Genomic DNA, 19783 nt, shown 5'->3' on the forward strand with positions numbered 1-19783 from the left:
TAAGGCCGCCCCGGCCATTGGCTGGGGCGGCTTGGCAGCTATCGCTTAGCTCGCTTCTGCAGAGTCGCGATCGATATCTGCGTTGGTATCAACTTCCACGGCCTTGCGGCTGATACGCGGGTCGTTGGCCGGGCGGGCGAGGGCACGTGGATTATGCTCAATCGCTGCCGGCTGCGCGGTATCCAGAGGCTGCTGGGAGCCCACTTCACGGCGCTCAGTAACAATTGAGAATTCACCCAGTGGTTTGGGGTTGATGCGCGGATCATTTACTGCGCGTCCCTGGCTGGGTGCGGTCGGTTCCTCTTCGGAAGCTGCCTGCTCGGCGGCAACAATTTCTTCCTGAACTTCCGGCTCGCTGGTGCCTGCCTGTTCCTGTAAAGCTTCAGCTGCAGCTTGTGCTTCTTCAAGCACGATTTCCTCTGCTGCTTCTACTTCTGGCTTGGCAGGAGTGGTTTCAGCTTTGGGGGTAGCCGGAACTTCTGCCGTGGTGGCTTCTTGTTCTGGCGCTTGCTCTACAGGCTTGGCCGGCTCGGCAGCTGGTGCAGCTGCTTTTTCTACCGGGGTAGCTTTGGGCTTGGGCTGAGTAGGCTGCTGTTGCTGCTCGGAGGCGGCTGCTTTGGCTGCCTGCGGGGCGCTTTGCGGTTGAGCTGCAGGCTTCTGGGTCTCTCGTGCTTCAGATTTTTCCTCGTGAGCAGTTCGCACCGGCATTGTAATGGCGGGCTGAGCTGCTTGCTTGGGAGCTCTCTGAGCCTTGTGAGAGTCTTTCGCCTTGGGCTTGGGCGCCTCGGTACGAGTCTCTTTTGCGACTTCCTTGGTCTTGCGGGCTTCGCTTTCAGCTTCGTCGATGGCTTCGTGAACTTCGCGATTCAGCTCTTCCTGGCTGTGAGCTACCGCGGTTGCTGCGGTGTTCTCACTGCGGCGTCCGCCGCGACGGCGCGCTTGAGGGCGGCCGCGCACATTGCTCGGGCGACGTGCTGGGCGTTGCTGATCGGAAGTGTCTCCAGCCTGTTCGTTGGTATCAACGGTATTTTGGGTTTCAGCAGCTTGAGTGCGGTTGTCGCTGCGGCGGTTGTCGTTGCGGCGACGGCGACGTCTGCGCTGACCTTCACCCTGGCGATCAGAGGCGCTGTCATGCTCGTCCAGCTTGGCGCTGCGCTTATCTTCGCGTTGGTCGTCGCGCTTATTGTCCTCGCGGCGATCATCCTTGCGGCGCGCGGGGCGGCCACTGCGGTTGTTGCGATTTCCGCGCTGGTTGCGATTGCGGTTGCGCTGCTGGTAGTCCTTGCCACGGCCTTTGGACTTTTGATGCTTCTTCGGCTCTTCCTCTTCTGCGGTGAAGAAGGAGGCGATAGCGCTAATCAATCGGCTGAAGAGTCCAGGCTCTTCCTTTTTCTCCGGAGTGGGTGCTGGAGCGGTGTGGGCAATTTGCTGCACGGCCGCTTGCACTGGAGCTGGACGCTGTGGCTTTTCCTCTTTCTTGGTCACTGTCTCTTCGGCAGTGCCAGAAATCTTGTAGGAAGTTTCCAGGGTTGCAGTGTCATCGTCACGTAGGCGCTGAACTTCAAAGTGCGGCGTTTCCATTTCTGCGCTGGGCACAACTACTACGCGAGTGGAATTGCGGGATTCGATCTGGGAGATCGTTTTACGCTTTTCGTTCAGCAGGTAGGTTGCGACATTCACCGGGGTAATTGCACGGATCTCGGCGCTGCGCTCTTTCTTCGCTTCCTCTTCTACCAGGCGGAGAATGGAGAGGGCCAGAGACTTGGTGCCGCGAATAGTGCCTTGACCGCTACAGCGGGGGCAAACGCGGAAGGTGGTTTCACCCAGGGATGGGCGCAGGCGCTGGCGGGACATTTCCAATAGTCCGAAGCGGGAGATGCGGCCAACCTGAACGCGGGCGCGGTCCATGCTGAGGGCCTTTTCCATGCGCTTTTCAACTTCGCGTTGGTTGGACTTGCTCTGCATGTCGATAAAGTCGATTACAACCAGTCCACCCATATCGCGCAGGCGCAGCTGGCGAGCGATTTCGTCGGCGGCTTCCAGGTTGATATTGCGCGCGGTCTCTTCGATATCGCCGCCCTTGGTTGCGCGGGAGGAGTTGATATCGATAGATACCAGAGCCTCTGTCACATCGATAACAATGGAGCCACCGGAGGGGAGCTTCACTTCGCGCTCGAACGCTGTCTCAATCTGGCTTTCAATTTGATAGCGATTGAACAGCGGGATGGCGTCTTCGTAGTACTTCACCTTATTGGCGTAGTGGGGCATTACCTGGCGGGCAAACTCTGCGGCCAGCTCAAAGGCGCCTTTGTCGTCGACAATAACTTCGCCGATATCATCGCGCATGTAGTCGCGGATGGCGCGGATAATGACGTTGCTTTCCTGGAACAGGAAGTGTGGCGCTTTGGAGGTATCAGCTTCTTCTTTGATGGCGTTCCAAAGTTGCAGCAGGTAGTTGAGGTCCCATTGCAGCTCGTCACCGCTGCGGCCAACGCCGGCGGTGCGCACGATGATGCCCATGCCTGAGGGGACGTCTACACTGGCCAGTGCGTCGCGGAGCTCGGAGCGCTCATCACCTTCAATGCGGCGGGAAATGCCACCGGCACGAGGGTTGTTGGGCATTAACACCAAGTAGCGGCCGGCGAGGCTGACAAAGGTGGTGAGGGCGGCGCCTTTGTTGCCGCGCTCTTCTTTGTCCACCTGGACAATAACTTCCATGCCTTCTTTGACAACATCTTTGATTTTGATGCGGCCTTCGATGTCTTTGGGCTGCTTGAGGAAGTACTCGCGAGAGATTTCTTTCAGGGGGAGGAACCCGTGGCGCTCTTCGCCGTAGTCGACGAATGCAGCTTCGAGGGAGGGTTCTACACGGGTAATCTTACCTTTGTAGATGTTCGCTTTTTTCTGCTGGCGGGTTCGGTTCTCAATATCTAAATCATAGAGCCACTGGCCGTCGACCAGGGCAACACGCAACTCTTCAGGTTGGGTTGCGTTGATTAGCATTCTTTTCATGCGTGTCGTTTTCCTTGCGTTGCGCAAAGGTGTGACACCGCTACTCACAGGCTTGCTTGTTGGCTGCCAGGTGGAGAGGACCACCAGGCAGGGCAGGGAAAATAAGGTATGCCAGCTCTACCGCGCCATGGATCTATGCGGCTTGTTGAGACTGGCATTTGCCTATTATTCGCTCTGCAAAAACTCCGGATACGCGCTGTTATTGTGCTATCCGTTGGTACCTTTAATACCTTTTGTTAGTACTGCCCTGTACCTGTGCTGCAGGCTTCTGCAGCAGGGTTGGGCGCCGCCCCTTGGTTTGTTTCATGCTGGGCGGCAAGGTTTGCGTCAATCATCAGAGGTTCTGCAGTTCAGCTTTTGGCTGATACCCATTCTTCTTAATTTTTTTACCAGGCTTGCGGAAGCTGTGCTGCCCTGGTTGCCAGTTCGGTTGCTGGCTCGTCGTATTCTGCAAAACCGGACGCAAGTTTGAGTCGTCCTTTCAAGCGCTGCGGGTCACGGCCCGTCTTACCTTCGCGATAATTACCCGCATAACCGCGGGCTGTTGTTGCCGGTGAGCTCCCCTCTGGTTCTGGTAATTGGGGGACATCTCAACGGCTAAGTTTTATCAATGACGCGGCATCCCCGCGCACCGACCGAATGGGGTATTTTCGTTGGGGTCACGGCTATCTCTTCATGTGGGAAGTCGCCTTTGACCGAAAATACGCCGAATTCAGGCCGGCCGAATATAGCATGGGCAGGGAGGTGCTTCAATTGTATCCCTGGCAACGCTATGATGCGCGTCATGCGAAGTATACCCCACCCTAAGAAGGCTCCGGCCGAGACCCCATCAAAGACCTCGAATCCATCTGGCGGCGTGCAGCTTTTAACTGTACCTGAAGAGCTGGCGGGACAGAGGATCGACAATTTCCTCCAGGCGCGCCTCAAGGGTGTGCCGCGTTCACGTATATACCGAATCCTGCGTAAGGGTGAGGTAAGAGTAAATAAAGGACGAATAAAGGCTGAATACAAGTTAAAGGCGGGCGATGTGGTGCGAGTGCCGCCAATTCGTGTTGCCGAGCAGGCTGAGACCCCTCTCGCTGGTGAATCTCTGCGCCAGCTGATCCAAGAGTCCATACTTTATGACAAGCACGGGCTTATGGTGATCAATAAACCGTCGGGCCTTGCGGTCCATGGCGGCAGCGGTGTCAGATTGGGCCTGATTGAAGTTTTGCGCCAGATGTTTCCGCAAAGCCCGTTTATTGAGTTGGTGCACCGCCTGGACCGGGATACCAGTGGCGCCATCATGGTGGCCCGCAAGCGCGCGGTATTGCAGCATGTTCAGTCGGAGTTGCGGGCGGGAAAGATCGGTAAATCGTATCAGGCATTGGCGGTGGGCAAGTGGCCCCGAGGTCGCCGCGTTGTTGAGGCACCTTTGCGCAAGAACACTTTGAAAAGCGGCGAGAGAATGGTGTCAGTGCACCCTGAGGGGAAGCCTTCAGAGACCCGCTTTAAGTTGATTGAGAGATTTAAGGCGGCGACTCTGCTTTCCGCAGAGCCGGTCACCGGGCGAACACACCAAATTCGAGTTCATGCTCAGTTTGTTGGTTGCCCTCTGGCGGGCGACAACAAGTACACCTCGGACGAAGTCAATCGTGAATTTCGTGGTCGCGGTCTGAAGCGTCTCTTTTTGCACTCGGCTTCAGTGCGCTGCTCTTTGCCAGATGGCTCCAAGGTTGAGGTGGAGGCTCCACTCCCTGCGGAGCTGAGTGCAGTGCTGAATAGGTTAAGGGAAGAGTAGGGCGTTCTTTTGTTATGTTGGTAATCCTCGATTGGGACGGGACGGTTTGTAATTCTGAGGCGCGTATCGTCGATTGTATGTTGCGGGCAGCAGATAGAGCCGGTTTGCCGGTGCTTGCCCCGGAAGCGGTTAGCAACATTATCGGGCTTGGCCTGCCGGAAGCGATATCCTCTCTGTTTCCGGAGGCTGCCAGTGAAGAAAAGCTCACGTTGCGCCAACTTTACTTTGATGAGTGGATGGCGGCCCGGGTTGAACCTCTGCCATTATTTGAGGGAGTCCTGGATACCCTGGACCAGTTGCTGTGCGGTGGTCACCAGTTGGCGGTGGCGACCGGGAAGAGTCGGCAGGGGCTCAATCGGGAATTTGAGGAGCACGGCCTCGGCCACTTGTTTGCCGCCAGTCGTTGTGCGGATGAGACCGCTTCCAAGCCTGACCCGCTGATGCTGAATGAGTTGCTATATGAGACCGGAACCGGTCCGGAGCAGGCGGTAATGGTAGGGGATACCGTATACGACCTGGAAATGGCGGCGGCGATCGGTATGCCCTCTATCGGGGTGAGCTATGGCGCTCATTGCCCAACCCGACTGCAGGGGTATGGCCCCAAGGCTGTTATCGATCGTTTCTCTGAGCTGCTCCGCTGGCCGCCACTCCTTTAAGTGGTCTGCGGGCCCAATGGATCTATGCCAAAGTGGCTCAACATATCGGTAAGGCGGATTAGTGGCAGCCCTACCAGGGTGTTGAGATCTGCTCCTTCAAGCCTTTCAAATAGGGCGATACCTAGCCCTTCAACCTTAAAAGAGCCGGCGCAATCGTAAGGTTGTTCCAGCTCTACATATCGTTCAATTTGCTCTGTGCTCAACTGCCGAAAGTAGACGGTGAAGGTTTCCGTATCGCCCAACTGCTCTCCGCTTGCGCTATTCAGCAGGCTCAAGCCGGTGTGGAATATCACTTTTTTGCCGTTGCAGGCTTGCAGCTGGGCGATGGCGCGCTCCCTACTGCCTGGCTTGCCAAGTATTTGACCGTCGCAAGAGGCAACTTGATCTGAACCGATAATCAGTGATTTCGGGTGGCGGCCTGCCAGGGCGCGCGCTTTCTCTGTGGCGAGGCGCAGGGCGAGTGCAGCTGGCGCTTCCCCCGCCTGTGGTGCTTCATCTATATGGGGCGAATCCTGCCGAAAGGGGATGCCAAGCTGTTGTAGTAGGGTTCTGCGGTAAGGAGAGCTGGAGGCTAGTATCAGAGGGTGGGGCATTCTGGTGGATTTTCCGCTGGGTCGAATAGTGGTTTGTGACCGGGCGATACTGCAATGCCTGATTTGTTTTGACAAGGCTAAGGTGAGTCCATAGAATTGCGCGCTTATGTCGATAGCCCCCTCTAAATCAGTATTGCCAAAGAGCATTGATGCTCGGAAATTGGTACAGCGAGAGCAGTTGCTCGATGGTGTTTTGCCGTTGGAGTCCCTGCCTCGGGTTGGTAGCGCAGTTGAGTCTGTCCACGGAGAGATTTCTGCTGAATTGCAGTTTGAGCGAGACTTGCAAGGTCACCAAACGGTGAGTGGCAAGGTTCAACTTGCAGTTGACCTCTTGTGTCAGCGCTGTTTGTCACCGGTCCATGAGCAGATCGAGGCACAGTTTAGCTGGGGTATCGTATGGACTGAGGAGCAGGGTAAGGCCCTGCCCAAAGATCTGGACCCGGTGATCCAGGACGGCGATGAGCTGGACTTGCATCAGATCCTTGAAGATGAAATTTTGCTCAATTTGCCAATGGTGGCTTATCACCAGGAAGAATGTGTCTCCAAGGAGAGCTTTCATTTTGGTGACGAGGTTGCCGAGGCGGATGAGCAACAGGCAAACCCCTTTAAAGTGCTGGAGCAGTTGAAGGGTTCGTCGGGTAAATCCTAGGTTTCCCGATGAGTTTGGGCTCGCCGGTAGGCGCCCCGGTTCCAGCGAAATTTGTTTATTTTAGGAGCTAGCAATGGCTGTTCAACAAAACAAGAAGACTCGTTCCCGTCGCGGTATGCGCCGTTCCCACGATGCGCTGGGCGCAGGTGCTACCCTTTCCGTCGATCCGACTACCGGTGAAAAGCACCGTCGTCACCACGTGACCAAAGACGGTTTCTACCGTGGTCGCAAAGTGATCGAAGTTAGCGGCGGCTCTGAAGAAGAGTAAGCTTTGTCCAGCCAATTGCGATTGGCCGTGGATGCAATGGGCGGGGACTTAGGTCCCCGCTCTGTCGTTCCGGCATGTATTAGATTTCTTCAAAACTTCCCTGAAGCGCAGCTAAAGCTATTTGGCCCGCGCGCAGAGCTTCAAGCTCTGGTTCATCAAGAGCTGCAGCGCCATCGCCGCCGCGTTACCCGCCGTCTCGAAATTATCCATTGCGAGCAAGTCATCACTCAAGAGTGCAATCCGTTGCAGGCTGTTCGCCATAAGCGCGATTCAACCATGGCGATGGCCCTGAAGAGTGTTGCATCGGGAGGTGTGCAAGCTGCAGTTACCTCCGGCAATACTGGCGCCTTGTTGGCGTTGAGTCGCAGTATTCTCGGTAATATCCAAGGTGTTAGGAAGCCGGCGCTCGGTAAGTCTGTACCTTCAGGTATGGGTTCCTGCTATCTTTTGGACCTTGGTGCCAATGTGGATTGCAGTGCTGAGGATTTGCTTCAGTTCGCCCGTATGGGGATTGAGGCTCAGCGGATTCATACTGCCCGCAAGAGTGTGAAGGATATAAAGGTGGCGCTGCTCAATATTGGGGCGGAAGCGCATAAGGGTAGCGCCGAAATACGCCGTGCAGCGGAGCTGCTCGATGCGGACCCCGGGGTCAATTATGTTGGCTTTGTTGAGGGGCATGATATTTTTACCGGCTCGGTAGATGTGGTTGTTTGCGACGGCCTGATGGGTAATGTCGCGATGAAATCTGCCGAGGGTGTGATTCGACTAATGGGTCAAAAAGCGTTCATAATCGAGAAAAGAGGGTGTTTCAAGCGTTTTTTTGGCCAATTGGCCATAAAGCTGTTGCGAAAATGGCGTACACAGGTGGAACCTGCTCGCTATAATGGCGCCAGCTTTGTAGGGGTAAAGGGCAACGTGATCAAGAGTCACGGCGGTGCCAGCAGCGAAGCTTTTTATCGGGCGATGGTTACGGCGAAGGAGTGTGCCGATGCTGACCTGGCAGCCAGGGTCGATGCCGCTATGGCACAATCCGGCGAAAGACGCTCCATGGATGAAGGGTAAAAAGCAGTTTTCCCTTACTGAAATCAGCCACATTTAGGTTAAGGATATCTTATGACCAATGCCGCACTCGCATTTGTCTTTCCGGGGCAGGGTTCCCAGAAAATAGGTATGCTCTCTGAGATTGCCCAAGAGGCGCCTGAAATTCAGGCCACTTTTGCCGAAGCATCCAATGTGCTCGGCTATGACCTCTGGGACCTGTGCCAGAATGGCGAGCAGGAAGCCATTAATCTCACCCAGCGTACCCAGCCTCTCTTACTGACTTCCAGTGTTGCCCTTTATCGCATGTGGCGCTCTCGCGGCGGTGCCCAGCCTGCATTCATGGCCGGTCACAGTTTGGGCGAGTGGTCAGCACTGGTGTGCTCTGGCGTTCTGGCATTTAAAGATGCGGTTCATTTGGTTCGCGAGCGCGGCCGCTTGATGCAAGAGGCGGTTCCCGTAGGGGAGGGCGCTATGGCTGCGATCATCGGTCTTGATGATGCAGCTGTTGAAGAAGCTTGTGCTGCTTCTGCTGAGGACGAAATAGTCGCTGCGGTGAATTACAACTCTCCCGGCCAGATTGTTATTGCTGGAAGTAGCGCGGCGGTGCAGCGCGCCATCGAAGCCTGTAAAGCTGCCGGTGCAAAGAAGGCTATGCCTCTTCCGGTCAGTGCCCCATTCCACACTGAACTGATGCGTCCTGCGGCGGAAAAGTTGACCCCTCAAATAGAGACGACAGAATTTAACGCGCCAGAAATACCCATCGTGCACAATGTCCACGCTGAGCTTGAAGCGGATCCGGAAAAAATTAAGACCCTGATGATCGAGCAGATTTATTGCCCGGTTCGCTGGACTGCCTGCGCACAAAAAATTATTGGCTCCGGAGTGGAGCAAATGGTTGAGTGTGGTCCGGGTAAGGTTTTGTCTGGCCTGATCAAACGTGTCGATCGAAGTGTTTCCTGTCACGCAATCGATAGCCCCAGTAACTTTAATGAAGCTCTGCGAGCTACAGCGGTATAAATCGCTCAAAAAGTAGTCCAGTAGTCGAATAAGGATAAGTGAGAATGACCTTACAGATGTCCCTTGAGGGTAAAGTTGCCTTGGTGACAGGTGCAAGTCGCGGTATTGGTGCGGCAATTGCAGATATGCTCGGTGGAATGGGTGCCACAGTTATTGGTACTGCCACCAGCGAATCCGGTGCTGAAAAAATAAGCGCCCGCTTCGCAGAAGCCGGTATAGCAGGTGCCGGTAAAGTTCTGGATGTGGGCAATGCGGAAAGTATTTCCGAGCTTCATGCAGCGATAAAAAATGAGTTTGGTGCTCCTGCGATATTGGTTAATAATGCTGGCATCACCAAGGACAACTTGTTGATGCGCATGAAGGATGACGAGTGGGATTCAGTCGTCAATACGAATTTGACCGCGGTCTATCGCATGAGTAAGGCTTGCCTGCGCGATATGACCAAGGCGCGATGGGGACGGATTATTAATATCAGCTCCGTCGTAGGTAGTATGGGTAATGCCGGTCAGAGCAATTATGCGGCGACCAAAGCTGGTGTGGGAGGGTTTGCCCGCTCCCTGGCTTCAGAGGTGGGCTCCCGAGGAATCACGGTTAATACCGTAGCCCCCGGCTTTATTGATACTGATATGACAAAAGTCTTGCCTGAAGCGCAACGCGAGTTGCTTCTGGGTAAGATTCCTCTCGCGAGGCTCGGGAAGCCGGAAGAAATTGCTTCGGTGGTTTCCTTCCTGGCGAGTGATGCGGGAGGCTATGTCACCGGCGAGACAATTCATGTCAATGGCGGTATGTACATGGCGTAGTTTGTGTTTCAAAATGTCTCTTTAACTTATTGATTTTAGAGATATTTATGTTTTTGCTGATGGTGTTGAGGGGCCGCACATTACATCCCGAAAAACTTGGGGTACAATGGCCTCTGAATTATCCAAAAGCTGTGTGAGCCGGTCGTTATCACCAACAACATTGGATACGGTGAAAAACAATAGCGACTAAAACAGATTTTTACCCACTAGGAGTTAAATTGAATCATGAGCAGCATTGAAGAGCGCGTTAAAAAGATCGTTGCTGAACAACTGGGCGTTAAGGAAGAAGACGTTAAGCCTGAAGCCTCTTTTGTTGAAGATCTGGGCGCTGACTCACTCGACACAGTTGAGCTGGTTATGGCTTTGGAAGAGGAATTCGAAACTGAAATTCCCGATGAAGAAGCTGAAAAAATCACTACTGTTCAGCTGGCAATGGATTACATCAAGGATAACCTTGGTTAATTCCTGCTGGGTAGTTTAGGCACGGGCAGCTCAATATGCTGTACCTAGCCGAGCGATTCTGAAAGCCGTTCTATGTTTCATAGCGCGGCTTTCTTGTTATTGGTACTACGGAATTGTGACTGCTGACCGGATGTTGTTCTTTTAACTACATTGGTGAAGGACGGTAGCAGAAAATTTCAGGGGGGAGCGCAGTGTCGCAAAGAAGAGTTGTTGTAACCGGAATGGGAGTCGTTAGCCCGTTAGGTAACACCCTAGAGGATACTTGGTCTGGGGTACTACAGGGAGCTAATGGTGCTGCTCCGATTGAGACATTTGATGTCTCGGCTTTTTCAACCCGCTTCGCCGCTACTGTAAAGGATTTTGATCCCACGCCATACATGCCCGCAAAAGAAGCGCGCAAGATGGATACTTTCTTGCAGTACGGACTGGTTGCCGGTATTCAGGCTATGCAAGATAGCGGCCTGGAAGTAACCGAAGAGCTGGGTCCACGCGTGGGTACCTGTATTGGCTCTGGTATGGGCGGTATCCTGGCGATCGAAGATAATTCATTGCTGATTGCCGAAAAAGGCCCTCGCCGTGTATCACCTTTCTTTGTACCTGGCGCCATCATTAATATGGTTGCGGGTAACCTCTCGATTAAATATGGCCTCAAAGGCCCCAATCTGGCAGTGACAACAGCCTGTACCACAGGAACCCATGCGATTGGCCTCGGCGTTCGTGCGATTCAGCACGGTGATGCCGATGTGATGGTATGTGGTGGTGCAGAAATGGTTACCACCCCGGTAGGGCTCGGCGGTTTCTGTGCGGCAAGGGCGCTGTCCACCCGCAATGATGATCCGCAATCAGCAAGCCGCCCCTGGGATAAAGACCGTGATGGTTTTGTGCTGGGCGAAGGGTCTGCGGTACTCGTTTTGGAAGAGTACGAAAATGCAATCGCTCGCGGAGCCAAGATTTATGCAGAAGTAGCTGGCTTTGGTATGAGCGGTGATGCCCACCACATGACCTCTCCTCCGGAGGATGGCGCTGGCGCTGCTCTCTCAATGGAAAATGCCCTGAGAGATTCCGGTATGAGCCCAAGTGATATCCAGTATATCAATGCTCATGGCACTTCTACTCTGCTGGGAGACACAGCTGAGATCCTGGCGGTTAAAAAAGTATTCGCGGGGGTGACGGACTCCCTCGCTGTGAGTTCTACCAAGTCGATGACCGGTCACCTGCTGGGGGCTGCCGGCGCTATTGAAGCCGTTTTCTCGGTATTGTCATTGCGCGACCAGGTTGCGCCCCCCACTATCAATCTCTTTTCCCCGGATGAGGCCTGTGCCGGTATTAACCTGGTGCCCCAAGAGGCCCAGCCGATGGCAATCAATGCAGTCTTATCCAATTCCTTTGGTTTCGGTGGAACCAATGGGTCACTGATCTTCAAGCGAGTCTGATTCCCGTGCCCACCGCGAGGTGGGCGCACCTGCCTTGGGAGCTCCATGTACCAGTTACCTCAAATGTACTTTCGGGGGCTGGCCGTTGATCAGTTACCAGATGATGCTGATTACTCGGGTGGAATCCTCGAAACAATGCGCTGTCACAACAAAGGTCTACCGCTTTGGTCTTTCCACCGCGCTCGCCTGGAGCGTTCGGGAGTGTTGGATGAGGCCTGTCTGGGAGAAATTGAGCAGTCGACGTTAAAATTGACAGCCGGCTGTCGCTGGCCTGAGGCGATTGCGCGCCTGCGTGTTGGCAGTGTGCGCGGGCAGCAATGTTGGGATTTGGTGCTGCGGCCGCTGATTGAAACCGCTGAGGGGCAGGTGGGTACTAGCCTTTTCCCTTGTTCGACGAGCTTGCCGATCGGTAGTAATTCGAACCAGGGCTGCAAAACTTTACTCCGTAACCGATATAATGCGGCAAAAGCAGAGCTGCCGGTGGGTCAATTTCTCGATGGATTGATGCTGGATTCGGCGGGAAGGGTCATCGAAACCCTGCGCTGTAATATCCTGGCCCGATTTGGTGGGAAGTGGATGACTCCATCCCTGCACCGGTGTGGTGTTCATGGTGTGATGCGGCAGTGGCTCTCGAGCCATATCCACTGGCAAGAGGAAGACATGGAGCTTTCCGAACTCTGTGAGGCCGATGAGCTGGCTCTCTGCAACAGTGTTCGAGGTGTATTACCGGTAGTAGAGGTAATCGGTTACAAAAATTGGCCTGTGGGTGTCGAGACCCGCAAGCTACAGAAGCTGATATTGGATAAATTGTGGTGAAGAAAAAGCAAGCGAGTTTCGCTTGGAGAGTGTTGAAGCTGTTATTTGGTGGGCTGGTATTAGCCTGCTTGGTTGCAGTTGCCTCTCTATACGTGGCAAAGGAAGCCTTGGAATCCCCCCTGCCAATTGCACAAGATGGGCTTACGCTTCAGGTGGAAAAGGGCGGAAGTTTGTCCCGGACGCTGCGAAGCCTGCAGGGCGAAGGGATAATCCAGTGGCCGCAAATACTCCTCGCCTATGCCTACTGGGAGGGCACAACAGAAATCCATTCCGGCGAGTATTTAGTTCCCTTTGGCAGTAACGCGCGGGACTTGATTGCGCGCCTGAATCGCGGTGAAGTTACCCGCTATCGCATTACGCTATTAGAGGGCTGGACCTTTCGCCAGGCCCTGCGACAAATCCGCTCCGGTGAAAGAATCGTTCAGTCCGAAGAGGGAAGCAATGTCAGTGCCGCTGCCCAGGCCCTGGGCCTAAAGGAAGATGAGGTCGAGGGTTGGATTTTCCCGGATACTTACGTCTACCGGTCCGGTACCACAGATATTGAGCTGTTGCGTCAGGCCTATGATCGGATGCAGAAGGTACTGGATGAGGAGTGGCAATCAAAAGGGGATGATCTGCCCTATAAGTCGCCCTATGAAGCCTTAATCATGGCTTCAATTATCGAGAAAGAGACAGGGCAGCCATCTGAGCGCAGTGAAATAGCCGGTGTTTTTGTACGCAGGCTGAATAAAGGTATGCGCTTGCAGACAGACCCCACCGTAATTTACGGCTTGGGTGAGGACTTTGACGGAAATCTGACCCGTACACACCTGCGCCAGGCAACACCTTATAATACTTATGTTATTAATGGCCTTCCCCCTACGCCGATTGCCCTACCTGGGCGAGCGGCAATTCGGGCCGCTTTAAATCCAAAGCCCGGCAAGAGCTTGTATTTTGTTGGCAAAGGGGATGGATCTCATCATTTCTCAGCGACTCTGACAGAGCACAACCGTGCGGTGCGGGAGTATCAGCTGAAAAGGCGCGCGGATTACCGCTCGAGTCCGGCAAAAGGAAAGAATTAGTGTCGCACGGCAAGTTCATCACCCTCGAGGGTGTAGAGGGGGTGGGGAAATCTACCAATTTACTCTTCATCACCGAGTGGCTCAAAAAGCACAATATTAACTTTATCCAAACCCGGGAGCCGGGAGGCACCCCATTGGCAGAACAGCTGCGCGAGCTGTTATTGGCCAAACGGGATGAATCCGTTGATCCCACGGCGGAATTATTGATGGTGTTTGCCGCCCGCGCGCAACATCTGTCTCAGGTTATACTGCCCGCCTTAAAACGTGGGGATTGGGTGATCTGTGATCGCTTCACCGATGCTACCTATGCCTACCAAGGCGGTGGTCGCAGACTGGATCGACAGTTGATCGAGCAGTTGGAGCAGACAGTTCAAGGGGATTTGCGCCCAGATAAAGTGCTTTTATTGGATCTCGACCCAGAAGTGGGGCTACAGCGAGCTGCACGGACTGGGGAAGCGGATCGGTTTGAGAGTGAGCACCTGGAGTTTTTTCAGCGGGTGCGTGCGGCTTATCGCGATCGAGCTGAAGCTGCGCCTGCCCGTTACGCGGTTGTGGATGCCGGCCAATCTCTGGAACAGGTGCAGATGGATCTAGCCAAGCAATTGGAGCTGTTGCTTTAAGCTATCTTGCCCCAGAATCTATTTTTAAATGATAAGAATTGTGGCTGATGTCTGTGCCTGAAACTTTTGAGTATAAATCGATACCGGTACCTCTTCCCTGGCACTCCGAGCAATGGCAGCGGTTGGGGTTGCAGTTGCAGGCGGGCCGCTGCCCGCACGCTTTGCTGCTGACTGGCCCGGAGGGGTTGGGAAAGCGACAATTCGCGGCTGCTTTTACCGCGTTGGCCCTATGTGAACAACCGAGGGCAGGTCAGGCCTGTGGAAAGTGTAAGGATTGTCGGTTGTGGATGGCTGGCTCGCATCCTGATTTCCTACAAGTTGAACCTGAAAAGCCCGGTGGCCCGCTGAAAGTGGAACAGATCCGTCAGCTGGGCAACTTTGTTTCCCGCACCAGTGGGCGGGGCGGGGCGCGTCTGGTTTGTTTGTCGCCGGCGGAGGCGATGAATGTCAACGCAGCCAATGCCCTGTTGAAAAACCTGGAAGAGCCGGCACCCTCCGTTATCTTTGTGTTGATCACCGATGCTCCCACAGGCCTTTTGCCAACCATTCGAAGTCGCTGTCAATCTATAGCTTTTCCGCCCCCAACTGGAGAGGTGGCGCTACAGTGGCTATACAGCAATGGGCTGGAAGAGCCGCTGGCACAGCGTGCCTTAACTCTGGCAGGCGGGGCACCATTATTGGCGGCGGAGCTGGCCGAGCCCAAGTCGAGAGAAGTACGCGAGCAGTTTTTTAAAGATTTGGTTGCTGTAGCTCAGGGTACGGCAAGTTCAGTCTCTACAGCGGGCCGTTGGGAAACACCGGCCGAGGGTGTTGAATTGGTTCAGCTACTGCTTTTTTGGCAGCACTGGTTAACCCAGATGGTGCAGATTCGCAGTTGTGATCTTAGTGGAGATGCCCAGCTAATGGTTCTTTTGCAGAGGTTGCCGGGGTCGAGTGAGCAAAGCTTGCAGCCAGTATTTGCGTTCTACGATCATTTGCTTCAGGCGCGGAAAGGGTTACTGGGCACAGCTAACCCCAATCGTCGTTTGCTGCTGGAAGAATTATTTATTCGTTGGGCGAAGCTTTTTGCTTAGGCGTCTTGCACAAGTCGGGTAGGGCAATTGACGTTGCCTGGACACAGGCAGCGGGCTTAGATAAGTTAGCGCATCATTTAAAAATATAAACATTGAGGTTGTCCATGAAAGCCATGGGAGGCGGTGCCCGCAACGGCATCCTGTCACTGAAAATCCAGGATAAATCTGTGCTCTATGCGGCCTATATGCCCTTCGTAAAGAATGGTGGCTTGTTTATCAGTACGGATAAATCGTACAACCTTGGCGATGAGGTTTTTCTGCTTCTGAGCTTAATGGATGAGCCGGAAAAGATTCCGGTTGCCGGTAAAGTGATCTGGATTACCCCCAATGGTGCTCAAGGCAACCGCACTCCCGGAATCGGAGTTCAGTTTGGCGATAAGGACAATATCGCGCAAAACAAGATTGAAACCCACTTGGCGGGAACCTTAGAATCCAGCCGCCCAACCCATACGTTGTAACTCTCTAATGCTTGTTGATTCTCACTGTCACCTGGACAGACTTAAGCTCGATAAATTTGATGGCGATCTGGATGCTGTATTGGACCTGGCCCGCAGTCGCGGTGTTGGCAAGTTCCTCTGTGTCGGTATCAGTTTGGAAAACGCCGATGCGGTTGTTGAAATCGCAACCCGCTACGAGGACGTAGTCTGTTCCGTTGGTGTGCACCCGCTGGATGTCGACTCCGGCATGGCGGATGTTGAGCGACTGGTAGAAATGGCTAACCAGCCCAATGTTGTTGCATTGGGGGAGACAGGCCTGGATTACTACTACAGCACTGACACCCAGGAAATCCAGCAGCAGAGCTTTATTGCACACCTGAAAGCGGCAGGACAGGCAGAGCTTCCGGTTATTGTGCATACGAGAGATGCGCGGGAAGATACTATCGCTCTCATTAAAGAGTACGGTAATACCAATACCGCAGGTGTTCTGCACTGTTTTACCGAGAGCTGGGATATGGCCAAGGCTGCCCTGGATCTCAATTATTATATTTCTTTGTCTGGCATCGTGACCTTTAAAAATGCTGAGGAGCTGCGGGATGTCGCCCGCAAGTTGCCTTTGGATCGGTTACTCGTTGAGACCGACTCCCCTTATTTGGCCCCAGTGCCCTATCGGGGTAAGCCCAATATTCCGGCCTATGTGCGTGAAGTGGCGGAATTTATCGCTGATTTACGCGGTATTCCCTACGAAGAGCTGGCCGAAATCACCTCAGAAAACTTTTTCAGATTATTCCCCCGGGCAGTTTGATCCGGGTCTATTGGATGTTCCCCTATGATGAAGCAGCAGTTGCAAGTCATGCTGACTCTGCAAGACCAGATTAATACAGTAGTAAATGAAAACTGGCGTGAGCAAAACTTTGCCTGGTACCGCGCTATTTGGGTAGAAAGTGCAGAGTTGTTAGACCATTACGGTTGGAAGTGGTGGAAGAAGCAACTTCCAGAAATGGATCAGGTGAAGCTTGAATTGGTGGATATCTGGCATTTCGGTTTGAGCCTTGAGTTGCAAAAAGGCTCTCCGCAGGAAGTGGCTGAGATCATGCTGAAGGAATTTGCCGGTTCCGAGCGTACGGCGGGTGATTTCCGTGAGAACCTCGAGTCTTTCACCTTGAACACCCTGGCCACCAAACAGTTTGATGTTGCTGGCTTTGCTCAACTATTGGCCGATGCAGAAATGTCTTTTGCTGAGTTGTACCAGCGATATGTTGGTAAAAATGTACTCAACCGATTCCGTCAGGATAACGGCTACAAAGATGGCAGCTATGTAAAAAACTGGGCGGGCCGTGAAGACAATGAACATTTAGCGGAAATTGCCGGACTTTTGGACTCATCTGCTGCTGATTACAGTGACCAGGTTTACAAGGCACTGCAGGCGCGTTACCGGGAATTGGCGCTGACATAATCACTCGCAAAGAGTGTCCAATACAGTCTGAGAGGTTTTGTCATACAAATTGAGCCGCTATTTCGCTTGTGTAAGATGAAATTTACTCGCGAGGCCCTATAATGCGGCCGCTTACAAACGAGGGAGAACTATCGTGAAAGCACCTGTACGTGTTGCTGTTACCGGCGCTGCCGGTCAGATTAGCTATTCGTTGCTGTTCCGCATCGCCTCTGGCGAAATGCTGGGCAAAGATCAGCCGGTTATTCTGCAATTGCTGGAAATCACTCCGGCATTGGAAGCGCTGAAAGGCGTTGCTATGGAGCTTGAAGACTGCGCTTTCCCGCTGCTCGCGGGTATCGTTCAGTCCGATGACGCTACTGTTGCGTTCAAAGATGCAGATTACGCTTTGCTGGTAGGCGCGCGTCCCCGTGGACCGGGTATGGAGCGTAAGGATCTGCTGGAAGCTAACGCTGCTATCTTCTCTGCACAGGGTAAAGCCCTGAACGACGTTGCTTCTCGTAACGTAAAAGTGCTGGTTGTTGGCAACCCGGCTAACACCAATGCCCTGATCGCTCAGCGCAATGCGCCAGACCTGGACCCGCGTAACTTCACCGCGATGACCCGTCTGGATCACAACCGCGCTCTGTCTCAGCTGGCAAACAAAACTGATTCCAGCGTTAACGACATCACCCATATGACCATTTGGGGCAACCACTCTTCCACTCAGTACCCAGACCTGCACCAAGTGAAGGTTTCCGGTGCTGCAGCCATGGATAAAGTGGAGCAGGAATGGTACGAAAACGACTTCATCCCGACTGTTCAACAGCGTGGTGCAGCTATCATCAAGGCGCGTGGTGCTTCCTCTGCGGCTTCCGCTGCCAACGCTGCCATCGACCATATGCACGATTGGGCTCTGGGCACCGCTGAAGGTGACTGGACCAGCATGGCTGTATTCAGCGATGGTTCTTACGGTATTCAGGAAGGCCTGATTTACTCTTTCCCTTGCACTTGCAAAGACGGCGACTGGGAAATTGTTCAAGGCGTTGACATCAACGACTTCTCCCGCGAGAAAATGTCTGCTACCGAGCAGGAGCTGGCGGAAGAGCGTGATGCAGTAGCACACCTGCTGCCGTAATAGGGAGTGACAGGTCCCAGGCCTTGGCCGCAGACCTCTCCCAAAAACCCACACTGAGGTGTGGGTTTTTTTATGCCTGAATTTTGTAAACCCCGGCCCGGACCAGGAAACTTTCCCGGTCAGTATCTTCGTGTGAGCTGCCGCCATCGGCACTACACTGATTTTATATATCTGCCGGATGTCCCTGCTATGGTCACTGAAGTTGGCCGCAACACCGCCCGTTGCGCCTGTATCCTGCTGCAGCCTAACCAGTCCCTGTCCCTCTCCGGCAATCTGTGGGTGTTTTTTTCCCTGGTTGGGGTATCCCTTGGAATCAGCCTCGCTTTTGCGATGGCGGGAGCCTGGATGATTCTTCCCTTTGCCGGGCTTGAAATGATCCTGCTAGGCATCCTGTTTACCTACGTGTACCTCGAAGGGACCCGCAGAGAAGTAATACGCATCAATGAGGAGTTGGTAATTCTGGATTGCTGTAAGGGTTTCAGGCAGCAAACGGTGTATCACCGGGAGTTCGCCCGCGATAAGTTGGCAGTACTCGTAAGGATGGGGAGCAGTGCTACCGAAATGGCTTCGGTTAACTTTAGTGGTCCTGAGGGATGCCTTGAAGTCGGGGAGTTCCTCACCGAAGCTGAAAAGGCGGAGCTGGTGCAGAAGTTAGGTCGTTTTGGCATTTGTGCCAGGAAAGAGAAAGAGTTTCGTCTGCAGCAGTTCTGATTTCTCTATAGAACTGGCGTCTCGTTTGTTTCTTTTCGCTATAATCCCCGCTTTACTCTTAACTGTTCCACAGGGGATATCAGATGGCTTTTCCGAAGATCGGTAATTTGGCTCCGGCTTTTACGCTGACCAACCAAAGTGGCGAGAAAGTGTCACTTAAGGATTTTCGTGACAAAAGTAATGTCGTCCTCTACTTTTACCCGAAAGCACTTACCCCCGGTTGTACCACTCAGGCATGTGGGATTCGCGATAGTGCGGCTGAATTTAAAAAAGCCAATACTGTTGTGTTGGGGGTGAGCCCGGATCCAGAAGCAAAGTTGCAGCGCTTTATCGACAAGCACGAACTGAATTTTGATTTGCTATCTGATGAAGAACACAAGATTGCTGATAAATATGGCTGCTGGGGCTTGAAGAAATTTATGGGCAAGGAGTACATGGGGCTTCTGCGAACAACTTTTATTATCGATAAGAGTGGGCGCCTTCGCCATATTATCGACAAAGTTAAAACCAAGACCCATGACACTGATGTTTTGAATTGGATTGGCGAGAACCTGGATTAATTGCCAGACTCTGAGGGGCGGGGCTGGACTGGTGCTTGGTCTGCTGTAGCCCCTACCTTTCGGACTCAAAGGCGACACGTGGGTACCGAAAGTAAGTATTTTTGGCCCTTGGTACACAATAAGATGAAAAAAAGCACTGTCGCCCCTTGCTTTCTTAATTCTTGGTCTATACTGGCAGTTGTAAAGGAAAGGTGCGCCGGCTAGAGAGAGTCTCTCTGCGGGAA

The 19783-nt window shown here is 53.5% G+C and carries 21 protein-coding genes; 19 read left to right on the forward strand and 2 right to left on the reverse strand.

Annotated features, from left to right (window positions below; translation table 11 throughout):
* Positions 1–45: 45 nt before the first annotated feature.
* Positions 46–3012, reverse strand: coding sequence for a ribonuclease E (rne, locus tag ACYX4J_RS08670; protein ID WP_476178373.1), 2967 nt, complete (start codon positions 3010–3012; stop codon positions 46–48).
* Between the two features lie 784 nt (positions 3013–3796).
* On the opposite strand from rne, the gene rluC reads away from it, so the two are divergent.
* The gene (rluC, locus tag ACYX4J_RS08675) at positions 3797–4792 is read left to right on the forward strand and encodes a 23S rRNA pseudouridine(955/2504/2580) synthase RluC (protein WP_444914009.1); all 996 of its coding nucleotides are present in this window, start codon (positions 3797–3799) and stop codon (positions 4790–4792) included.
* A gap of 14 nt (positions 4793–4806) precedes the next feature.
* Positions 4807–5448, forward strand: a complete 642-nt coding sequence (locus ACYX4J_RS08680; protein ID WP_476178374.1) for an HAD-IA family hydrolase — start codon at positions 4807–4809, stop codon at positions 5446–5448.
* Here the strand turns inward: ACYX4J_RS08680 and ACYX4J_RS08685 are convergent.
* On the reverse strand, positions 5445–6041 hold the full coding sequence (locus ACYX4J_RS08685; protein ID WP_476178375.1) for a Maf family protein: 597 nt from the start codon (positions 6039–6041) through the stop codon (positions 5445–5447). The two genes, ACYX4J_RS08680 and ACYX4J_RS08685, sit on opposite strands and share 4 nt — an antisense overlap.
* 106 nt (positions 6042–6147) lie before the next feature.
* On the opposite strand from ACYX4J_RS08685, the gene ACYX4J_RS08690 reads away from it, so the two are divergent.
* The 17 genes from ACYX4J_RS08690 (at position 6148) to bcp (ending at position 19559) form a co-directional block, all read left to right on the forward strand.
* A complete protein-coding gene (locus tag ACYX4J_RS08690; protein WP_444896972.1) occupies positions 6148–6690 on the forward strand; it encodes a YceD family protein in 543 nt (180 codons plus the stop codon).
* Positions 6691–6763: 73 nt separating this feature from the next.
* The gene (gene rpmF, locus ACYX4J_RS08695) at positions 6764–6958 is read left to right on the forward strand and encodes a 50S ribosomal protein L32 (protein WP_108733564.1); all 195 of its coding nucleotides are present in this window, start codon (positions 6764–6766) and stop codon (positions 6956–6958) included.
* 3 nt (positions 6959–6961) lie between these two features.
* Complete coding sequence (plsX, locus tag ACYX4J_RS08700) at positions 6962–8020, forward strand: phosphate acyltransferase PlsX (RefSeq protein WP_476178376.1); 1059 nt, start codon at positions 6962–6964, stop codon at positions 8018–8020.
* A gap of 51 nt (positions 8021–8071) precedes the next feature.
* A complete protein-coding gene (fabD, locus tag ACYX4J_RS08705; protein WP_476178377.1) occupies positions 8072–9016 on the forward strand; it encodes an ACP S-malonyltransferase in 945 nt (314 codons plus the stop codon).
* A gap of 56 nt (positions 9017–9072) precedes the next feature.
* Positions 9073–9816: a 3-oxoacyl-ACP reductase FabG gene (gene fabG, locus ACYX4J_RS08710; RefSeq protein WP_282934677.1), complete on the forward strand. Its 744-nt coding sequence runs from the start codon at positions 9073–9075 to the stop codon at positions 9814–9816.
* Between the two features lie 225 nt (positions 9817–10041).
* Positions 10042–10278: an acyl carrier protein gene (gene acpP, locus ACYX4J_RS08715; protein WP_020415205.1), complete on the forward strand. Its 237-nt coding sequence runs from the start codon at positions 10042–10044 to the stop codon at positions 10276–10278.
* 191 nt (positions 10279–10469) lie between these two features.
* Positions 10470–11711 carry a beta-ketoacyl-ACP synthase II gene (fabF, locus tag ACYX4J_RS08720; protein ID WP_413662282.1) on the forward strand — a complete coding sequence of 414 codons (1242 nt, stop codon included), beginning with the start codon at positions 10470–10472 and terminating at the stop codon, positions 11709–11711.
* 45 nt (positions 11712–11756) lie between these two features.
* Positions 11757–12527 carry an aminotransferase class IV gene (locus ACYX4J_RS08725; RefSeq protein WP_444896975.1) on the forward strand — a complete coding sequence of 257 codons (771 nt, stop codon included), beginning with the start codon at positions 11757–11759 and terminating at the stop codon, positions 12525–12527.
* A gap of 29 nt (positions 12528–12556) precedes the next feature.
* Entirely contained in the window at positions 12557–13588 is a 1032-nt protein-coding gene (mltG, locus tag ACYX4J_RS08730; RefSeq protein ID WP_444919287.1) for an endolytic transglycosylase MltG, read from the forward strand.
* Positions 13588–14208 carry a dTMP kinase gene (gene tmk, locus ACYX4J_RS08735; protein ID WP_282932477.1) on the forward strand — a complete coding sequence of 207 codons (621 nt, stop codon included), beginning with the start codon at positions 13588–13590 and terminating at the stop codon, positions 14206–14208. The genes mltG and tmk overlap by 1 nt, the downstream gene beginning before the upstream one ends.
* Positions 14209–14255: 47 nt before the next feature.
* Complete coding sequence (locus ACYX4J_RS08740; RefSeq protein ID WP_476178378.1) at positions 14256–15281, forward strand: DNA polymerase III subunit delta'; 1026 nt, start codon at positions 14256–14258, stop codon at positions 15279–15281.
* A gap of 104 nt (positions 15282–15385) precedes the next feature.
* Positions 15386–15739, forward strand: a complete 354-nt coding sequence (locus ACYX4J_RS08745) for a PilZ domain-containing protein (RefSeq protein WP_413662279.1) — start codon at positions 15386–15388, stop codon at positions 15737–15739.
* A 7-nt stretch (positions 15740–15746) separates the two neighbouring features.
* Positions 15747–16523, forward strand: coding sequence for a TatD family hydrolase (locus tag ACYX4J_RS08750; RefSeq protein ID WP_476178379.1), 777 nt, complete (start codon positions 15747–15749; stop codon positions 16521–16523).
* Positions 16524–16550: 27 nt separating this feature from the next.
* Positions 16551–17174 carry a dUTP diphosphatase gene (locus ACYX4J_RS08755; protein ID WP_444908414.1) on the forward strand — a complete coding sequence of 208 codons (624 nt, stop codon included), beginning with the start codon at positions 16551–16553 and terminating at the stop codon, positions 17172–17174.
* A gap of 133 nt (positions 17175–17307) precedes the next feature.
* Complete coding sequence (locus ACYX4J_RS08760; protein WP_476178380.1) at positions 17308–18288, forward strand: malate dehydrogenase; 981 nt, start codon at positions 17308–17310, stop codon at positions 18286–18288.
* Between the two features lie 72 nt (positions 18289–18360).
* Positions 18361–18999 carry a DUF2244 domain-containing protein gene (locus tag ACYX4J_RS08765; protein ID WP_413662277.1) on the forward strand — a complete coding sequence of 213 codons (639 nt, stop codon included), beginning with the start codon at positions 18361–18363 and terminating at the stop codon, positions 18997–18999.
* A gap of 83 nt (positions 19000–19082) precedes the next feature.
* Positions 19083–19559 (forward strand): thioredoxin-dependent thiol peroxidase, encoded by a 477-nt coding sequence (gene bcp, locus ACYX4J_RS08770; RefSeq protein ID WP_282932483.1) that lies wholly within the window; start codon positions 19083–19085, stop codon positions 19557–19559.
* Positions 19560–19783: the final 224 nt, after the last annotated feature.

It is taken from the genome of Microbulbifer sp. ABM4_008 (assembly GCF_056311705.1).

What these genes read in the sequence shown, in the direction of transcription:
- rne (WP_476178373.1), bottom strand. Translation starts at nt 3,012, where the DNA reads ATGAAAAGAATGCTAATCAACGCAACCCAACCTGAAGAGTTGCGTGTT.
- rluC (WP_444914009.1), top strand. Translation starts at nt 3,797, where the DNA reads ATGCGAAGTATACCCCACCCTAAGAAGGCTCCGGCCGAGACCCCATCA.
- ACYX4J_RS08680 (WP_476178374.1), top strand. Translation starts at nt 4,807, where the DNA reads ATGTTGGTAATCCTCGATTGGGACGGGACGGTTTGTAATTCTGAGGCG.
- ACYX4J_RS08685 (WP_476178375.1), bottom strand. Translation starts at nt 6,041, where the DNA reads ATGCCCCACCCTCTGATACTAGCCTCCAGCTCTCCTTACCGCAGAACC.
- ACYX4J_RS08690 (WP_444896972.1), top strand. Translation starts at nt 6,148, where the DNA reads ATGTCGATAGCCCCCTCTAAATCAGTATTGCCAAAGAGCATTGATGCT.
- rpmF (WP_108733564.1), top strand. Translation starts at nt 6,764, where the DNA reads ATGGCTGTTCAACAAAACAAGAAGACTCGTTCCCGTCGCGGTATGCGC.
- fabD (WP_476178377.1), top strand. Translation starts at nt 8,072, where the DNA reads ATGACCAATGCCGCACTCGCATTTGTCTTTCCGGGGCAGGGTTCCCAG.
- fabG (WP_282934677.1), top strand. Translation starts at nt 9,073, where the DNA reads ATGTCCCTTGAGGGTAAAGTTGCCTTGGTGACAGGTGCAAGTCGCGGT.
- acpP (WP_020415205.1), top strand. Translation starts at nt 10,042, where the DNA reads ATGAGCAGCATTGAAGAGCGCGTTAAAAAGATCGTTGCTGAACAACTG.
- ACYX4J_RS08725 (WP_444896975.1), top strand. Translation starts at nt 11,757, where the DNA reads ATGTACCAGTTACCTCAAATGTACTTTCGGGGGCTGGCCGTTGATCAG.
- ACYX4J_RS08740 (WP_476178378.1), top strand. Translation starts at nt 14,256, where the DNA reads ATGTCTGTGCCTGAAACTTTTGAGTATAAATCGATACCGGTACCTCTT.
- ACYX4J_RS08745 (WP_413662279.1), top strand. Translation starts at nt 15,386, where the DNA reads ATGAAAGCCATGGGAGGCGGTGCCCGCAACGGCATCCTGTCACTGAAA.
- ACYX4J_RS08750 (WP_476178379.1), top strand. Translation starts at nt 15,747, where the DNA reads ATGCTTGTTGATTCTCACTGTCACCTGGACAGACTTAAGCTCGATAAA.
- ACYX4J_RS08755 (WP_444908414.1), top strand. Translation starts at nt 16,551, where the DNA reads ATGAAGCAGCAGTTGCAAGTCATGCTGACTCTGCAAGACCAGATTAAT.
- ACYX4J_RS08765 (WP_413662277.1), top strand. Translation starts at nt 18,361, where the DNA reads ATGCCTGAATTTTGTAAACCCCGGCCCGGACCAGGAAACTTTCCCGGT.
- bcp (WP_282932483.1), top strand. Translation starts at nt 19,083, where the DNA reads ATGGCTTTTCCGAAGATCGGTAATTTGGCTCCGGCTTTTACGCTGACC.